At 45.1% G+C, this 17,380-nt stretch carries 14 protein-coding genes and 3 pseudogenes; 12 read left to right on the top strand and 5 right to left on the bottom strand.

What is annotated here, in order from left to right:
• Positions 1 to 103 precede the first annotated feature (103 nt).
• Together XZ46_RS15100 and XZ46_RS15095 are read right to left on the bottom strand one after the other, a co-directional pair.
• Complete coding sequence (locus XZ46_RS15100) at positions 104 to 1,033, bottom strand: class I SAM-dependent methyltransferase (RefSeq protein WP_006625035.1); 930 nt, start codon at positions 1,031 to 1,033, stop codon at positions 104 to 106.
• 36 nt (positions 1,034 to 1,069) lie between these two features.
• Entirely contained in the window at positions 1,070 to 1,864 is a 795-nt protein-coding gene (locus tag XZ46_RS15095; RefSeq protein WP_006625036.1) for an alpha/beta fold hydrolase, read from the bottom strand.
• A gap of 451 nt (positions 1,865 to 2,315) precedes the next feature.
• Here XZ46_RS15095 and metG point away from each other — a divergent pair, with 451 nt between their 5' ends.
• The 9 genes and pseudogenes from metG to moaA all read left to right on the top strand — a co-directional run bounded on the left by metG (position 2,316) and on the right by moaA (position 12,242).
• Entirely contained in the window at positions 2,316 to 3,920 is a 1,605-nt protein-coding gene (gene metG, locus XZ46_RS15090) for a methionine--tRNA ligase (RefSeq protein ID WP_008048638.1), read from the top strand.
• Between the two features lie 131 nt (positions 3,921 to 4,051).
• Positions 4,052 to 4,669 carry a LabA-like NYN domain-containing protein gene (locus XZ46_RS15085; protein ID WP_006625038.1) on the top strand — a complete coding sequence of 206 codons (618 nt, stop codon included), beginning with the start codon at positions 4,052 to 4,054 and terminating at the stop codon, positions 4,667 to 4,669.
• Between the two features lie 189 nt (positions 4,670 to 4,858).
• Positions 4,859 to 5,848, top strand: coding sequence for an LPS export ABC transporter periplasmic protein LptC (lptC, locus tag XZ46_RS15080; RefSeq protein WP_008054679.1), 990 nt, complete (start codon positions 4,859 to 4,861; stop codon positions 5,846 to 5,848).
• Between the two features lie 348 nt (positions 5,849 to 6,196).
• Complete coding sequence (locus XZ46_RS15075) at positions 6,197 to 7,201, top strand: phosphoribulokinase (protein ID WP_008055552.1); 1,005 nt, start codon at positions 6,197 to 6,199, stop codon at positions 7,199 to 7,201.
• A 433-nt stretch (positions 7,202 to 7,634) separates the two neighbouring features.
• Positions 7,635 to 8,183 (top strand): annotated as a pseudogene (locus tag XZ46_RS29670) (IS607 family transposase); the annotation flags it as partial.
• 7 nt (positions 8,184 to 8,190) lie between these two features.
• A complete protein-coding gene (locus XZ46_RS15070; RefSeq protein WP_008054634.1) occupies positions 8,191 to 9,315 on the top strand; it encodes an RNA-guided endonuclease InsQ/TnpB family protein in 1,125 nt (374 codons plus the stop codon).
• 150 nt (positions 9,316 to 9,465) lie between these two features.
• Positions 9,466 to 10,074, top strand: a pseudogene (locus tag XZ46_RS29665) (IS607 family transposase).
• Positions 10,031 to 11,146 (top strand): RNA-guided endonuclease InsQ/TnpB family protein, encoded by a 1,116-nt coding sequence (locus XZ46_RS15060; RefSeq protein WP_228116571.1) that lies wholly within the window; start codon positions 10,031 to 10,033, stop codon positions 11,144 to 11,146. Before XZ46_RS29665 ends, XZ46_RS15060 begins: the two are co-directional and overlap by 44 nt.
• Positions 11,147 to 11,252: 106 nt before the next feature.
• Positions 11,253 to 12,242 (top strand): GTP 3',8-cyclase MoaA, encoded by a 990-nt coding sequence (gene moaA / locus XZ46_RS15055; RefSeq protein ID WP_008052103.1) that lies wholly within the window; start codon positions 11,253 to 11,255, stop codon positions 12,240 to 12,242.
• Positions 12,243 to 12,264: 22 nt separating this feature from the next.
• Here the strand turns inward: moaA and XZ46_RS29655 are convergent.
• Positions 12,265 to 12,657: pseudogene (locus XZ46_RS29655) on the bottom strand (zinc ribbon domain-containing protein); the annotation flags it as partial.
• A gap of 206 nt (positions 12,658 to 12,863) precedes the next feature.
• On the bottom strand, positions 12,864 to 13,472 hold the full coding sequence (gene rpsD, locus XZ46_RS15050) for a 30S ribosomal protein S4 (RefSeq protein ID WP_006625045.1): 609 nt from the start codon (positions 13,470 to 13,472) through the stop codon (positions 12,864 to 12,866).
• A gap of 142 nt (positions 13,473 to 13,614) precedes the next feature.
• Here rpsD and XZ46_RS15045 point away from each other — a divergent pair, with 142 nt between their 5' ends.
• Entirely contained in the window at positions 13,615 to 14,127 is a 513-nt protein-coding gene (locus XZ46_RS15045; RefSeq protein ID WP_006668757.1) for a hypothetical protein, read from the top strand.
• Here the strand turns inward: XZ46_RS15045 and pdxA are convergent.
• On the bottom strand, positions 14,111 to 15,163 hold the full coding sequence (gene pdxA / locus XZ46_RS15040) for a 4-hydroxythreonine-4-phosphate dehydrogenase PdxA (protein ID WP_008051579.1): 1,053 nt from the start codon (positions 15,161 to 15,163) through the stop codon (positions 14,111 to 14,113). The genes XZ46_RS15045 and pdxA overlap by 17 nt on opposite strands.
• A gap of 219 nt (positions 15,164 to 15,382) precedes the next feature.
• On the opposite strand from pdxA, the gene rfbF reads away from it, so the two are divergent.
• Both rfbF and XZ46_RS15030 read left to right on the top strand, forming a co-directional pair.
• Positions 15,383 to 16,237, top strand: coding sequence for a glucose-1-phosphate cytidylyltransferase (gene rfbF / locus XZ46_RS15035; RefSeq protein ID WP_006668759.1), 855 nt, complete (start codon positions 15,383 to 15,385; stop codon positions 16,235 to 16,237).
• The gene (locus XZ46_RS15030) at positions 16,215 to 17,210 is read left to right on the top strand and encodes an NAD-dependent epimerase/dehydratase family protein (RefSeq protein WP_006668760.1); all 996 of its coding nucleotides are present in this window, start codon (positions 16,215 to 16,217) and stop codon (positions 17,208 to 17,210) included. Before rfbF ends, XZ46_RS15030 begins: the two co-directional genes overlap by 23 nt.
• Positions 17,211 to 17,380: the final 170 nt, after the last annotated feature.

Genomic DNA, 17,380 nt, shown 5'->3' with positions numbered 1-17,380 from the left:
CCCCCAAAGGGCGGGTTTATTCATCTTCTCGGTGGCAGCCGAGGAATTAGCAGAACCCGCCCCGACGATTAATAATTATTAATTATTAATTATTAATTATTAATTATCCATTGACTTTGGCGATCGCCGTATGATGACGGGGACTGTTACAGACAATGGTAGGGGTCTGAAAACCTGCTGATTTGAAGGTTTCAACTAGATCTAGGGTGAAATACTGATCGAGATAGGGTTCGGTACTTTTTAGGAGGGTGAGGATATAGGGTGGCATCTTAGCGAATACCTCTGATTGGGGGTTCATATCCATAACCGCCAGATGTCCGTTAGGGCGCAATAGGCGGCGGGCTTCCTTAAATATATTTCGGGTCGCCTCTTGTGGGAGTTCATGACAAACCAGACAAAGGGAAACCAAATCAAAGGAGTGGTCTGGTAGACCTGTAGCCTCAGCGGGGGCGTGTACCCAAGTGGGGGGGTGATCGGAGGACTTTTGGTTAGTGTTATAGGCAGCGATCGCCAAAAAATAGGGGGACAAATCCACCCCTACCATAGTAGCATCAGGATAGATCTGCTGCATGGTATTGGTACTTAATCCGACACTACAGCCGAGATCCACAATAGCTTTGGGCGGTTCGGGTAAGACCTGCTGTAGTACATGATGATAACTTTGTCGTAGGCGATCGTCTCCCGCCACCCCAGCATCAGGCCAGATTTTGGCGTGAACCGCCAACGCCGCCACTTCCACCTCTACAGCAGCCTGCCAGCTTAAATTTCCGTTATCATAGGCATGAAAAGACCTTAAATAATATTCTGGGTAAGCCAGAGCAGAACTATTCACCTGCTGAAATTCTGCCGACCAGTCTCTCTGTAGGAGGGTATTGGCATGAGAGCGCCACGGAACCCCCATTTTTTCAGCCCGATCAATCATCATCTGGCGGGCTTGATGTTTGGCGAACTTAGCTAGGGGTTTAATAGATAAAATACCATTGACCAGTCGCGATGCTGGTCCAATGGGTGGATTCTTAAAAGTTGTGGTCATATAGCCTGTGAATTAGCCTCAACAATTTTTCTGTGCCTAATTTGGGCAAACCAATTGGGTTTTAGTTAAACTCTGACCGAGATCATGATCTCGAATGATCTGACAAAGGTTAACATCAGTTTCTAACAGACAAGCATGGCCGCTGTTAGGGAGGATAACCATATTAGCTTTGGGTAGCTTCCTGGTTAAAAATTGAGCCTCTCTAATGGAGGGTAGCAGTCTATCGGAACCACTGGCAATCACCAAAACGGGTAAATCTAGTTGACGGAGTTGGTCTGGTTGAATATCAAACGATCGCAGCAGTCCCAAGCGCCAACTGGAAGTACGTTGAGGGACTGATTGCATAGCCTCTAACAAGGCTTGGCGATCGCTCGGAGAAATTCCTGGCAATTTAGCCAGAAACGGCAAGAATCCGATCATAGACAGGGGATATAACCAACTAGGTAGCCAGTCCGTCAAATGTGATCCCCATTCTATCCAAGGTTGTTGCTTAAAAGCAGAAGCCGGGTTAACTAAAATCAGACCTTTGAGTTGAGCACGAATTTTCATAGCCACCTTCATCGCCAGACAACCGCCGAAGGACTCCCCGCATAGATAAATATCTTGATTGAGGTTGAGGCTGAGTTCTTTTTGAATTAAATCCACAGTGCGATCGGTTAATCCATCCCAATGGTTGAGATCTTCGGGAGGAATACTCAAACAGCGCAGGTTAAAAAACTGAGACAGTCGGCGCTGTTGGGTTCGTAGGAGACGACCCGTACCATCCATCCCGGGTAAAAACAAAAATAGAGGTAGGTGCGACTGACCGGGTGTAGAGTTCAAAAAATACATCGTTGGCTAGATTGGGGAAATATAATGGTTGATCTCAGGTAGTTGATCCCATTAGCTCATTTTAGCTTAACATTACTTTACCTTCTTTCCACAGTCATTGAGATCTATCTATACCATCGGCGGAAACCACTAGACAGACGGGGATAAGTGGCTAACTACAGTTGGCGGTAAATCTGCCAATCAACCGCTCCGACCCGGTGAATCGATCGCGCTGGTATCTCCATTGAGTTTGTAGATCTTGATGAAAAAGTTAAGAATTCGTTGAGAATTTTTAACATTTTTTTAAAAAGTATTATCATTTATAGGCTTTAGTTTGAATGGTCAAAACAGTATCAAAATTTTGGCTGTTTTGACCCGTGACAGGGTTCGGGTGTCAGGGTAACCGACTCCGCCCCGAAGGCAGATCAAACCTAAGTAAGATCAGTTTAAGAGAGAAACTTGTATATCAGTCATGGATGTGACACCAAAAACTAAAAAGACGTTTTCCTTAACAACACCCCTATATTATGTGAATGACGTTCCCCATATTGGCAGCGCCTACACGACGATCGCCGCCGATGCGATCGCCCGTTGGAAGCGACTACAGGGATATGAAGTGCTGCTAATTACTGGTACCGACGAACACGGCCAGAAAATTCAACGGACAGCCGAGGAGGCGGGATGTTCTCCTCAAGTTCACTGTGATCGGATAGTCAGCAGTTTTGAGAGTCTGTGGAAACTGCTAGAAATTCAGTATGATCGTTTTAGTCGGACCACCAGCCCCCGTCACGAGGCGATCGTCAAAGAATTTTTCCAGCGGGTGTGGCAAAATGACGACATATATTTGAGCCAACAACAGGGCTGGTATTGTGTCAGCTGTGAAGAGTTCAAAGAAAAACGGGAACTAATAGACGAGAAATATTGCCCCATCCACGTGAATAAAGAAGTAGAATGGAGGGACGAGCAGAACTACTTTTTCCGTCTGTCAAAATATCAAAAACAGCTAGAAGCCCTTTATCATGATCACCCCGACTTCATCGGGCCAGAAAGTCGCCGGAATGAAGTTATCAGTTTTGTCAACCAAGGATTACAGGATTTCTCCATTTCTAGGGTGAATCTTGACTGGGGTTTCCCAGTTCCCATTGATCCCAGTCAAACCCTATATGTTTGGTTTGATGCACTACTAGGATATGTCACCGCCCTAGTTGATCCCGACTCGGAACCTACCCTCTCTGAAGCGATCGCTAAATGGTGGCCGATAGACCTGCACCTAATTGGTAAAGACATCTTACGCTTCCATGCTGTTTACTGGCCAGCTATGTTAATGTCTGCCGACTTACCTTTACCTGGTCGTATCTTTGGACACGGTTTTCTAACTAAAGATGGTAAAAAGATGGGTAAGAGTTTAGGGAATACACTTAATCCCGTAGAGTTGGTGAACCAATTTGGTACCGATGCCGTCCGTTACTATTTCTTAAAGGAGATAGAATTTGGACAAGACGGTGATTATAATCAGACCAGATTTATTAATACCCTAAACGCCGACCTCGCCAATGATCTGGGAAACTTACTTAACCGGACTATGAAAATGGCTGCCAAATACTTTGAAGGTAGAGTTCCGGCGATCGCTGTAGATCATATCCAGACAGACAATCACCTAAAATCCATTGGTAGTTCCCTCGGTAACAGCGTTAGTCAATTCTATGAAAAACTGGCGTTTAGCCAAGTGTGTGAGGCGGTTCTGATTCTAGTTCAGGCTGGTAACAAATATGTAGACGAACAAGCACCCTGGTCACTGTATAAACAAGGGGAACTATCAGCCCTGATGGAAGTGATCTACTCCGTGCTTGAGTCCGTCCGACAATCGGCTTATTTATTAGCGCCAATTGTGCCAAATCTTAGCACCGCTGTCTACCAGCAACTGGGATACTCCCTGGATTTTCAAGACCCTGAATTGTCAGCCAAAATCACGGCTTTGGATAGCCATGCTCACTGGGGTATTTTACCAAGCGAGCAAGTCCTGGGAGAAGCTAAACCAGTTTTTAAAAAGCTGGAATTACCCAGCTCTGTGGTCTGATCAATTTATCTCCCGGAGACTTACAGAGAGGAGGGAGCCGATTTAATTCCTGAATTATTGACAACTCCATGTGGGATTGATATACACCTATTTGAGCGGCATCATAAAATCATAAATGAGGTTTAAAAATCATGTTGAATCATATCAACAACAGTAGTAACGACATATTCACCCCTGAACAGATTTTAGAAAATCGAGGGCGTGTGGCCATATTTATCGATGGCTCGAATCTGTTTTATGCGGCTTTGCAATTAGGGATTGAAATTGATTACACCAAATTACTGTGCAGGCTAACCAGTGGTTCCCGGTTATTGCGATCGTTTTTCTATACCGGGGTCGATCGCACTAATGAAAAGCAACAGGGATTTTTGCTGTGGATGCGTCGCAATGGCTATCGGGTGGTTGCTAAAGACTTAGTACAACTGCCAGATGGTTCTAAAAAAGCTAACCTAGATGTAGAAATTGCCGTAGATATGATCGCTCTAGTGGGTGCTTATGATACGGCGGTGCTAGTTAGTGGTGATGGCGATTTAGCTTATGCGGTCGATTGTGTCAGCTATAGAGGTGTGCGGGTGGAAGTGATTAGTTTGCGCGCGATGACTAGCGATAGCCTAATTAATGTGGCCGATCGCTATATTGATCTCGAAGCGATCAAAGACGAAATTCAAAAAACTCCCCGCAGTCCTGGATATAGCTACCGTCCGCTATCAAGCATCAGTTTGATTGATGGAAAGGTTGAAGGCGCGTGATATTTAATAACTCAAACTCCAGCCAGCAGAAAATACCCAGTTTTCGTCTGGGCGCAATTCTGTTGCTGATGTTGGTAATTTCTGGCGGGGGACTGGGTAGGGTGTCAATCCCCCCAACCTTCAGAACCAACTACTTCTGGGGACCAGCCACCCTCAGAAGAGTTTGAGAACACCCTCACCCTGGAAGATGTGGTACTCGAACAAGTAGACGAAGATGGCCAACTGCTGTGGCAGGTAGAGGCTAAACAAGCAAGTTATAGTCAAGATCAGAAAATTGCCACAGTGACTGAACCTGTGGGGGAACTGTTTGTCAAGGGTGAGTTACGCTATAAAATCGAAGCTAAACAGGGAGAACTGCACCAAGATGGTCAGCGACTGTTTCTCCGAGATGATATTGTCGCGGTTGATCTGGAAAATGGTATTGTTTTGCGCGGTCAAGAGTTGGAATGGATTGTTAATGAGCAAATTCTGATTGTTCGTGACAATGTGACCGGAGAACATGAAAAAATGCAGGCGATCGCTACTGAGGTCCAATTGTTCAACGATGACAAGCGCGTGGAATTTTGGAACCAAGTGGTGATCAACTTTAAGGAAGTAGGGGTGCAGCTACGCACTGATCATGTCATCTGGCGATGGGAAGAAGAAAGATTTATTTCTGACCGTCGGGTGGAAATCGATCGCCTAGAAAATATGGTGGTTACTGATCGCGCTGTCGCTAAAAGTGCCGAACTAGATTTAACTACAGCTATAGCCACTTTCAAAGATCATGTTCAGATTGCCCTGTCTAACCCGCCATTACAGCTTTCCAGTGATAAATTACAGTGGAACTACCAAGAACAAACTCTTAATTCCCCAGGGCCAATTACTATTATCGATCGCCAACAGCAATTGACTTTTTCGGGTGATCAGGGTTGGGGAGATTTGGACAACCAAATTTTTAACCTGATTGGTAATGTTCTGGGGGTGGCTCAAAACCCACAGGCTCAAATTAATGCTGATCTACTCACCTGGTATGTACCACAACAAGCATTTAAAGCTGAAGGTGATGTAATTTACCGCCAAGTTGACCCCCAGATGACTCTGCGGGGAGAAGTGGCCACCGGACAATTTTCTACTCAAACTGTCGTGGTCACTGGCAGAAATCAGGGCGATCGGGTAGTTACCGAAATTTTCCCCTAAACTAAATTCAATCAGGCTGGCAATTGATGTTAAAATAGCCCCACACCACTTGCGAAGTCAATAACCCCTATTCTGGCTTCAATTTTTCTCGCGATAAGTGAGAACGATTACATCTTGTAGGGATGATCCCCTTCTGGTAAAATCAATATCTAAAGTTAGTATAAAATACTTAGCTTACCAGATAACCAGGCCATTGTGTCAGTGGGGAGTCAGTAAGCTGTCTACCGATCGAGATTGGCTATACCTACATGGGTAGTCGCCAATTCTCAATTGTGACACTGGCCTGGGTTGTCCTGCTCAAAATAGAGTGGTTGAGCTTGTAAACAGTTTTTTGCTTAGAGGGAACCTATGGTAAATCAGCCGGATCGCGTAGTTTTAATTGGTGTTGCTGGGGATTCCGGGTGCGGAAAATCTACCTTTTTGCGTCGTATAACAGACATCTTTGGAGAAGATTTTGTTACGGTCATCTGTTTAGATGATTATCATAGTCTCGATCGCAAGCAACGTAAGGAAACCGGGATTACCGCTCTCGACCCCCGCGCTAACAATTTCGACCTGATGTATGAGCAGATTAAAACGCTCAAAAGTGGTCAATCTATCAATAAACCTATCTATAACCATGAAACTGGTCTGATCGATCCGCCAGAACGTATCGATCCTAATCACATTGTGGTTATTGAAGGTCTACACCCCTTGTATGATGAGCGTGTCAGAGGTCTGTTAGACTTTAGCGTTTACCTCGATATTAGTGATGAGGTCAAAATCTCCTGGAAAATACAGCGGGATATGGCTGAACGGGGACACCGCTATGAGGATGTTCTGGCTTCTATTAATGCTCGTCGTCCTGACTTTGAAGCCTATATCGATCCTCAGAAGCAATATGCAGATGTGGTCATCCAAATTCTACCTACCCAATTGATTCCTGATGATAAGGAACACAAAGTCCTACGGGTACGCCTCATGCAGCGCGATGGAGTAGAAGGTTTTGAACCGGCTTATCTGTTTGATGAGGGATCAACTATCCACTGGACTCCTTGCGGTCGTAAGCTGACTTGTTCTTATCCCGGTATCAAGATGTTCTATGGGCCTGATGGTTACTATGGAAATGAGGTCTCTGTACTAGAGGTGGATGGGAAGTTCGATAACCTCGAAGAGATGATCTATGTTGAAGGTCACATGAGCAATATTGCTACCAAATACTACGGTGAACTCACCCATCTGTTGCGGGAACACCAAGACTACCCCGGTTCTAATGATGGCACTGGACTGTTCCAAGTTCTGGTCGGTCTGAAAATGCGAGCCACTTATGAACGCTTGGTCGGAAAAGGTGAAAAAGTGGCGGCGGCTGTTTAGCTATACGCTATTTGATTTTAACTCGCCCTTGGCTATTCGCTGAGGGCTTTTTTTTGCCGCTGTCTTGATTTTTTATTCAATTTTAGACAGTCCCAACCTAGGGGTTGACAAAAGGTGGCGATCGCGGTTACAATATTTACATATTGTTAAATAATTAAACATTGGCAAAAATAAAAAAATTACAAATATTCCATTATATTAGAAGTATAGCAGCAACCCCAGCCAAAGGCAACCCCTCCCCCCCAAAAAGGCCAATTTTTTCACAAAAGTTACAAAAGTTAACATAATTCCTAGCTTGATAATTCAAGTTGGGGGAAAAAGGACAGCACAGGACAGCACAGGACGTGCTTGCTAGTAACAAAAAACTTATTCAAACCTACACACAAACCAAAAACCTTGTACTATGCAAACAACCACAATAACCGGAGTTAAAGTGCCAAAATATGTTACACCCAGCGTTGCCACCTGGCGAAGATGGAAAAAACTCGGCGCAATTAAAGCCGTTCGTACCGTTGGCAACCAACGAAGATACATCATCGAAGAAGCCGAGAAACAAAAGCCCATTGTCTGTTATGCAAGAGTCAGCACCCATTCCCAAAAGGATGACCTCATTAGACAGGCTGAATTTCTACGCAGAGCATACCCAACAGCATAAATTCTTACAGAAGTTGGCAGTGGACTCAATTTTAAACGGCGAAAATTCCTCGCTATATTGGAACGAATATACGAAGGAAATATCGGCACACTTGTCATCGCTCACGCCGATAGGCTTGTCCGTTTCGGATTTCCACTCATTGAATGGTTATGTGCAAAAAGTGGATGTTAATTCGTGGTTCTCAGGAAAAAGAGTCTCTCTCCAGAACAAGAACTCGTTAGCGATATCTTGTCCATCCTCCACTGTTTCTCTGCTCGGCTTTACGGACTACGAAAGTACGAAAAACCAGCCCGTAAAGAACTTCAAAAAGAAACCCCGTCATCAGACAAGCAAGATGACTCCGAACAGCTTGAGGAAGGTGAGATTGTATCCTTGTCAAGAATTACACGCTGTTTGGAAACGTTGGTTAGCTGCTTATCGGTGGATTTATAACTATACCATTGCTACTTTGAAACATGGCTATCAAGGGACCTGTTTTGACTGCCAAAAGTTAGTCAGAGATAGTGAAAAACCGGAATGGGTGAAATTTTTACCAGGACATCAATTACAGGAAGCAGTAGCCGATGCTTTCGATGCTTTTAAACAAGCTAATGCGGCTGGGGGTCAAGTCAAATTCAAGTCCTGCCGGGCACCATCTCAAATCATTAAATTCAAGGTAAATAACTTTAAAAATGGAACTTGGTATACCCGTTTAACTAAAGGTTTAACCTTTACTTCACCTCAAGCTATACCTAAGAATTGCCTTTATGGAACGCAATTAAAGTATGCCAGGGGTAAATGGTATGGTTGTTTTCCAGAGTATCAAGAGCGAGAAACAACAGAGCAAAAGCGAGTTATGGCTTTAGACCCTGGTGTGCGCTCCTTTTTGGTGGGTTATGATGGTGAATCAATTACGGAATTTGCCACTAATGATATTGGCAAAATCAATCGCCTTTGCTACCATTTAGACCTTTTAATGAGCCGGATTAGCCAATGTAAAATTAAACGAAAACGAGATCAAATGCGTAAAGCTTCTCATCGAATGCGGGAGCGGATTCGTAACCTAGTAGATGATTTACATAAGAAAGTCGCTCATGTCTTGGTTAATCACTATAAACTTATCTTTCTTCCTACTTTTAATTCGAGTGAAATGGTTTTGAAATCTCGTAGAAAGCTCAACTCTAAGTCAGTGAGAAACTTGTTAACTTGGAGTCACTACAGATTTGCTAAACATCTCATGCAACAAGCAGAAAGAAAAGGTGTGTTAGTGGTTCGTTGTAACGAAAGTTATACCTCTAAAACCTGCCCCCATTGTGGTCAAATCCATGAGAAACTAGGGGGAAGTAAGGTTTTTAAATGTCCTAATTGCGGTTATACAGCACCCCGTGATTGGGTAGGCGCACGAAACATTATGCTTCGTGCTTTGCAGGCTACTGCCGTTGTCTTCCAAGACAATGCGATACTTTTTCAATCTGCGTAAAGCTTTCATAAGTTTTGTACAGGTTTGAAAAGGTTAAATGTAGCACAATGCCTTCAGAGACGGCTGGGGAAGAGCATGATTTAATCTCAAATTAGGTTAATATTTTAGGGCAATATGGTATAATAAGCGAGAAGAGTTGAGGATAAACCTATTGCCAGATATGTCAAACCCAAGGAAGCCGCCCAAATCCTTGGAGTCCATGAAAGAACACTCCGCAGATGGGACGACAATGGCTCAATCGAGACCATCAGAACCCCCGCTGGGCAACGACGATACAACGTTGAGTGATATACTGCTGCCAAATCAGGCAGTGACAAACGCAAAGTCGTTATCTATGCCAGAGTTAGTAGCCGCGCCCAGCAGTCCGACCTCAACCGACAGGTGGCCGCACTGTCCAACCTCTACCCCGAAGCAGAAGTCGTCTCAGAAATCGGAGGCGGGCTCGACTTCAAGGGAAAGAAAATGCTGGCCTTACTGGGACATCATTTGTCAGGAGATGTCGGCATGGTTGTCGTTGCCCACCCAGACCGATTGGCAATATGGGGATTTGACTTGTTTCGATGGCTCTATGAGCAAAACAGGTGTTCACTCATGGTTCTCAACCAGACAAGTCTCAGTCCAGAACCAGAAATGGTTGAGGACATCCTCACTATCCTCCACTGCTTCAGTTCCCGATTATACGGACGGAGTAAATACAAAACTCAGGTCAAAGAAGATCCGGATTTACCCCAGCCCGGAGCTAAATCAAGTCTGGCGTAAATGGCTGGCCGCTTGTCGGTATTGCTACAACCAAGCAATTGCATTATCCCGGAGTGGTAAACGACTAAGCAAGTTAAAGTTACGCAATAAAGTGATGCAGAGCGACTTGCCTGCATGGGTCAAAGAAACACCCTGCCACATTCGGCAAAATGCCATCTTTGATGCCTATCAGGCTTTGATCGCCAGTCCTGATGCCAGGTTTAGAAGTTGTCGTGACAGCTCTCAAGGGATTAAGTTCAATAATACTAATTTCTCTTCAGGGAGTTGGTATCCAAGGCTCACGAAAGGATTAACTTTCATGGTTTCCGAAGCTATCCCTAAAACTTGCGGGCAAGGGACTCAGTTGGTGTTTACCAAAGGTCGATGGTTGGCGATTTTCCCTGAACCAGTTGCCGTTACCCCAACTGACGCTACTGGCGTGATTGCATTAGACCCGGGTGTGCGAACTTTCATAACCGGGTTTGATGGTTCACGATTTCTGGAATTGGGCTCCGGGGATATTGGACGCATTACTAGGCTATGTCAACATTTGGATGATTTAATGAGCCGAATCGCCAAGGAACCCTGTCGTTCAAGGAGGCGACGGATGAGGCAAGCGGCTCAACGAATGAGAACCAAAATCCGCAATCTAGTTGATGAAGCCCACAAACAAATTGCTCACTACTTGACTCACAACTACAGCCTAATTTTTTTGCCCACCTTCGAGACTTCCGATATGGTTGCCAAGGTGAAGCGTCTAATCAGGTCTAAGACTGCCCGCGCCATGCTGACATGGGCGCATTATCGATTCAAACTAACCCTGAGACATCAAGCCGAGATAACTGGAACCACAGTTGTAGATGTGACGGAAGAATACACCAGCAAAACCTGTACTCACTGTGGTCATGTGCATTCCCAGCTAGGTGGCTCAAAAGTGTTCCGATGTCCTGAGTGTGGGTTCACTCTACCCAGGGACTGGAACGGTGCTTTTGGAATCTTTCTAAAAGCTTTGCGGGATACCGCCTCTGTTACCTTAACGGGTAATAGTGCTATCGTCGCATTGTCAGGCAATAGCCGGATAAATGTCGCGTAAATGTATCAGCCAATCCAATTTTCTGTTCTGAAGCGCCAGCGTTCGTTTCCGGTGTTAGCATCTAGGGCGTAGAGCAAGGTCAAATTTAAAAGTTAGCAAAAACCAGATGAATAATGTTGTTGATTATCTTCGAGTGAGCCTAATAGATCGGTGTAACTTTCGATGCCAGTATTGTATGCCGGAGGGTGCGGAAATTGACTATATCCTAGAGATGAACTTACTGACCAACGGGGAACTGCTGAAACTGCTGAGGGAAGTTTTTATCCCGGTGGGGTTCACTAGGTTTCGTCTAACGGGGGGTGAACCGTTGCTGCGTCCTGGGGTAACGGAATTAGTGTCAAAAATCGCGGGATTTCCAGAAACGGAGGATCTATCAATGACGACTAATGGTTTTTTGCTATCCCCGATGGCAGAATCTCTTTACCAGGCAGGTTTAAGGCGGATTAATATTAGCTTAGACTCTCTAGATCCTGAGATTTTTAATCAAATTATTGGTAATCGTGGGCGCGATCGCTGGCGACAGGTTTGGGATGGAATTCAATCGGCTTATCGGGTAGGGTTCAACCCACTGAAGCTGAATGTGGTGGTAATTCCGGGGGTAAATGACCATGAAATCCTAGATTTAGCGGGGTTAACGATAGACCGAGATTGGCACGTTCGGTTTATCGAATTTATGCCTATTGGCAATGGCCAGTTATTTGGCGATCGCGGTTGGGTAGCTTCGGAAACGTTGAGAGAGCAAATTCGGGGTCGTTGGGGTTTAGCAGAATCCCAGGTGCGAGGGAACGGACCCGCAGATGTTTTTAAAATTCCGGGCGCTAAGGGAACCCTAGGATTTATCAGCCAAATGTCGGAATGTTTTTGCGATCGCTGTAACCGAATGCGCCTATCAGCGGATGGTTGGTTAAGGCCTTGTTTACTCAACGAAACAGGTCAGATCGACCTCAAAACGGCTTTGCGGTCGGGTGTTACGGTGGAGGACCTACAAAAACAGGTTAGGGATTTACTAGGTATAAAACCGGAAATCAATTTTAAGGACAGGGACACAGGAACCCCCAACGGATACAGCCGCACGATGTCGCAAATTGGTGGTTAATGGAATTGGTATTCTGATACATTTACGCGACATTTTTCCGGTTGTTCCCGGACAATGCAACGATAGCACTATTACCCGTTAAGGTAACAGAGGCGGTATCCCGCAAAGCTTTTAGAAAGATTCCCAAAGCACCGTTCCAGTCCCGTGGTAGAGTGAACCCGCACTCAGGACATCGGAACACTTTTGAGCCACCTAGCTGGGAATGGACATGACCACAGTGAGTACAGGTTTTGCTGGTGTATTCTTCGGTCACATCTACAACTGTTCAGTTATTTCCGCGCTTATGTCTCAGGGTTAGTTTGAATCGATAATGCGCCCATGTCAGCATGGCGCGGGCAGTCTTAGACCTGATTAGACGCTTCACCTGACTGGCCATATTGGAAGTCTCGAAGGGGGGCAAAAAAATCAGGCTGTGTTATGGGATGGCCAGGGATGCGACCCAATCAACCAAGGGGTTGAAGTCCTCACCGGGTAGTCCCCACGCCCATTTCAGCTCTATTTCATACCCGAAGGTCTCGCACCATACTTGGTATTATACCGTATTGCCGTAAAATGTTAACCTAATTTGAGATTAAATCATGCTCCCGTTATCAACTTTGTGTAACGGGAGAATGCCAATAATTAAGCCATACGGGAATAGTATTCAACGACGAGTAGTTCATTGATGGAAAGAGCGACCCATTCCCGTTCAATCACACCATTTACTGTAGCAGTGAGATTATTTTTATCTAACTCCAAATGGCTAGGGACGTTAGCTAAACCAGGATATTGAAGATTAGCTTTGACCATTTCGCGAGATTTGTCTCTATTTCTCACGCCAATGGTTTCGCCAGGACGACACTGATAGCTGGCAATATCTACAACTTTACCGTTAACGGTGATATGACCGTGGTTAACTAGCTGTCGGGCTGCGGGGATAGTGGGAGCCATACCCAGACGGAACACGGTGTTATCTAAACGCATTTCTAGGTATTGCAGTAAGACTTGACCGGTGGAACCGGAGGCGCGGCGCGCTTTGCGGACATAACGCAACAGTTGTCGTTCGGACAAACCATAGTTAAACCGCAGTTTTTGCTTTTCTTCTAAACGGACTGCATATTCTGAACGTTTGCGGCGAGCTTGACCGTGCTGACCAGGGGGATAAGCACGTCGGGCTGTTTTCCGGGTTAGTCCGGGAAGATCCCCTAAACGACGTGCAACCCGAAGCCGGGGTCCTCGATATCGAGACATCTAAGTTCCTCTCAACATAAAAATTTCACCAACCTTCTATTATAAGTTCTTAAAACCAAAAAGGGCAAGTGACAGAAGCGATCGCTTTCCAAAACGGGCAGTGGTATGATGAGCAAAAATTTGATTAGCTATATTTAGGCAAATGTTGAATTCCCAAAAATTGGCTTGGGGTCTTCCCCTGACAGTAGTTAGCCTGGTATGGGCTATGATTCCGGTAAAATCGGCGGCTCAGGGTTTCCCGTCTTATCGATTGGTGACAGAGGCTGATTATGCTAGATGTGTGCAACAATTGCAGGATGCTGGGGTGTCTCCTCGGGCTACAGCGACCGCTTGTGGTATGGCGATTAGACCTACAAATATTGGTGAGTGCGTGACTCTTATTACTCGTGATACTGGTATCGCTGGGGATGAGGCGGTTTTGGGATGTATGAATGTCCGCCGCCCGCAGGAGTTGGCTAATTGTGTGGTTAATATTACTAGGAGCAATAGTGAGGCTAATCCTTTAACTGTATTGGAAGGTTGCGGTCGCTCTCTTCTACCAGAGCGTTATGCTTCTTGTGTGGTGGGAATGGGTCGCGGTAGTACGGAATTTGCTGTCAATGACTTACTTAGGGTTTGTCTAAATCCCCCAGAACAGTTTACTGATAGGTTATAGGATGGGCTGGGGATGGTGGCTGCGCGCTATGGGCTAATTCTATGGCTAAGGCGATCGCAGCTTGAAAGCTGGAAGGATCAGCAATACCTTGACCGACGATATCAAAGGCGGTTCCGTGGTCGGGGGAGGTGCGGATAAAGGGTAAACCAATGGTGGTATTAACGGCGCGATCGAATGCCATTAGCTTAACGGGGATTAACCCTTGATCATGGTACAGGGCGAGGTAAGCATCATGGGCGGCGGCTGTGTTTTGGCCATACCAGGCTTGACCGGGTTTAACCCATAATGTATCGGGGGGGATAGGTCCGTCTAGTTGAATTTGGGGATAGCGATCGCGTTTTTGTTGTATCCAGGGAATTAGCCAATCTTTTTCTTCGGTTCCCAACTGACCGTTTTCGCCGCTGTGGGGATTAAGTCCAGAAACGGCTATTTTGGGGGTTTTAATACCAAAGTCCTGGTTGAGGGAGAGTATAAGTAAATCTAGTTTCTGGTCTAGGAGTTGAGGGGTCAAGGTTTGAGGGACTTGTGATAGGGGAATATGGGTGGTGGCGAGTAAGGTGCGTAAAGTCCAGTTACTATGGGGCGATCGGGCGACAAATAGCATTCCGTAGCGGTTAACTTGGGAACGCACCGCCAAAAGTTCCGTTTGTCCTGGGTAGTCATGTCCGGCGGCTTTCCAGTGGTTTTTGGCAATAGGTCCGGTAACAATTCCCTGAAATTGCCCTTTGAGGGTGGAGGCGATCGCTGTTTCCAAATAAGCAAAACTCGCCGCCCCACTGCTGGCATTTCCGACCCCAAATTTAATCGAGGATGGGGAGGGTCCGTCATTAATATCTAAAATATTGAGATGATCGGGATTAGCGATCGCTGGAGTAGTTTTCCTGAGTTGTTGATAGGTATTTTCCAACACCCAACGGGTACCCACCACAGTTATCTCGCAGTTTTCCGTCCAAGTCGAATTAGCCAAAGCCTTCAAAACCACCTCCGGCCCTATTCCGGCTGGATCTCCCAAAGTAATCGCCAAACGTCTTAACATTTATACCCTCAACTTAACATAATTTTATTATTGAGGTTCAGTCTCTCATAAACTGCGATCGTTTTACCAAATCTTCACAATCAGGATGTTAAATTTTACAATAGCCTCTATTTCCATTTAAGTCAACAGCTTATACTCAACAGTGTGTTAATTTTCAGGCTCATTCCCGACTCGACAGATTCAAATTGTATCAACCCAAAGTCCCTTAGAATACTAGCTATGAAAGTTGGAATCCTAGCAGGTGGATTGGGAACCCGCCTCGCCGAAGAAACAGAAAGTAAACCCAAGCCCATGGTAGAAATCGGAGGTCGTCCTATCCTCTGGCATATCATGATGCACTATGGCTACCATGGTTTCAAAGACTTTATTATTGCCCTAGGTTACAAATCAGAAGTCATTAAAAAATACATGGTAGATTACTGTTCTTTAAACAGTAATAAGCTCACCGTAAATCTAGGCACAGGCAAAGTTAACATTGATGGAGGCTACCGTCAGGATTGGATAGTTGAACTACTAGACACCGGGTTATATACCAACACTGGAGGGCGTATAAAGCAACTTGTTTCCCATGTAAATAATGAGACATTTATGTTAACCTGGGGGGATGGAGTCTCCGATATTCACCTCAAGAAACTATTAGAATTCCATCAAAGTCATGGCAAACTAGCCACCATGACAGTCGTGCGCCCCCCCGCGCGTTTTGGACTCCCCAAACTAGACGGAAATCAAGTAGTTGAATTTTCCGAAAAACCTCAAATCAGTGAAGGATGGATTAACGGTGCTTTCTTTGTACTAGAGCCCGGAATTTATGACTACATTACTGGGGATGATACGCAGTGGGAAAAAGAACCGCTAGAAAACCTAGCCAAAGATGGTCAATTAATGGCTTATCAATATGACGGTTTTTGGCAGTGCATGGATACTCTGCGAGATAAACGTCGGTTAGAAGCACTGTGGGAAACCAATCAAGCACCTTGGAAAACTTGGAGAGAAGAAGATGAAATTATTACTGACGGGACACAAGGGTTACATCGGGACAATATTAGTCCCAATGCTGTTAGCAAAAAAGCATGAAGTTATTGGACTAGACAGCGAAATATTCAAACAGTGTACATTTGGGGAAGGGATTACAGAAATTCCCGAAATATGTAAGGATATTCGCGACATTGAAGCCTCAGACGTTGAGGGTTTCGATGCAATTTTGCACCTAGCGGGACTGTCAAACGACCCCCTAGGAAATCTAAATCCTGACTTAACTTACGAAATCAATCATCAGGCTTCTGTCAAGTTAGCAAAACTAGCCAAAGAAGCCGGAGTAAGTCGCTATATCTTCTCATCATCTTGTAGTAACTATGGCGCAGGAGGAGACGACTGGCTAACAGAGGAATCACCTTTTAATCCAGTCACCCCCTATGGTATTTCCAAGGTAATGGTTGAACAAGATGTTAGCAAACTAGCAGACGACAACTTTAGTCCTACTTTTCTGCGTAATGCTACAGCATATGGTGTTTCTCCCCGTTTGCGGTTTGACTTAGTATTAAACAACCTAGTGGCTTGGGCTTTCACTACCGGGCGGGTTTATATCAAGAGCGATGGTACTCCCTGGCGACCAATTGTTCATATTGAGGATATTTGTCGCGCCTTCATTGCTACCTTACACGCCCCGCGAGAAGTAGTGCATAATCAAGCCTTTAATGTCGGTCGTAATGAGGATAACTACCGCATCCGCGACCTAGCCAATATGGTCGAAGAAATTGTGCCTAATTGCATCATTGAATATGCAGAAGATGGGGGGCCAGATAAGCGTTGTTATCGGGTAAATTGTAGCAAGATTTTAGAAGCCTTACCAGAATTTCAACCAGAATGGAATGCCCGTCGTGGTGCATCAGAACTCTACGCAGCTTATCAAAAAATTGGACTGACTCTCGAAGAGTTTGAGGGTGAACGCTACAAACGTATTGCTCACATTCAGAAACTCATTGGAGAAGGAAGTTTAGATAATAGCTTGCGTTGGAAAAGCCCGGTAAATGTCTTAGCCAAGGCTTAAATCATCTGCTGACTATCAAAAAATGGTATCAGAAACCAGTTAGTTAATAGTAGTTAAAAGTATGTTAAGCTAGTCAATCTTTTTAACTTAATTACTGCCTAAAAACTCTCAAATAGCTATAGGTTTCTGATTACCTAATTCAGTCCGTGTCAAAATATTCTCATCCTGTA

The organism is Limnospira indica PCC 8005, from assembly GCF_000973065.1.
Classification (GTDB): domain Bacteria; phylum Cyanobacteriota; class Cyanobacteriia; order Cyanobacteriales; family Microcoleaceae; genus Limnospira; species Limnospira fusiformis.
The sequence above is the reverse complement of the archived record's forward strand: the minus strand, read 5'-3'. Positions and strand labels throughout refer to the sequence as shown.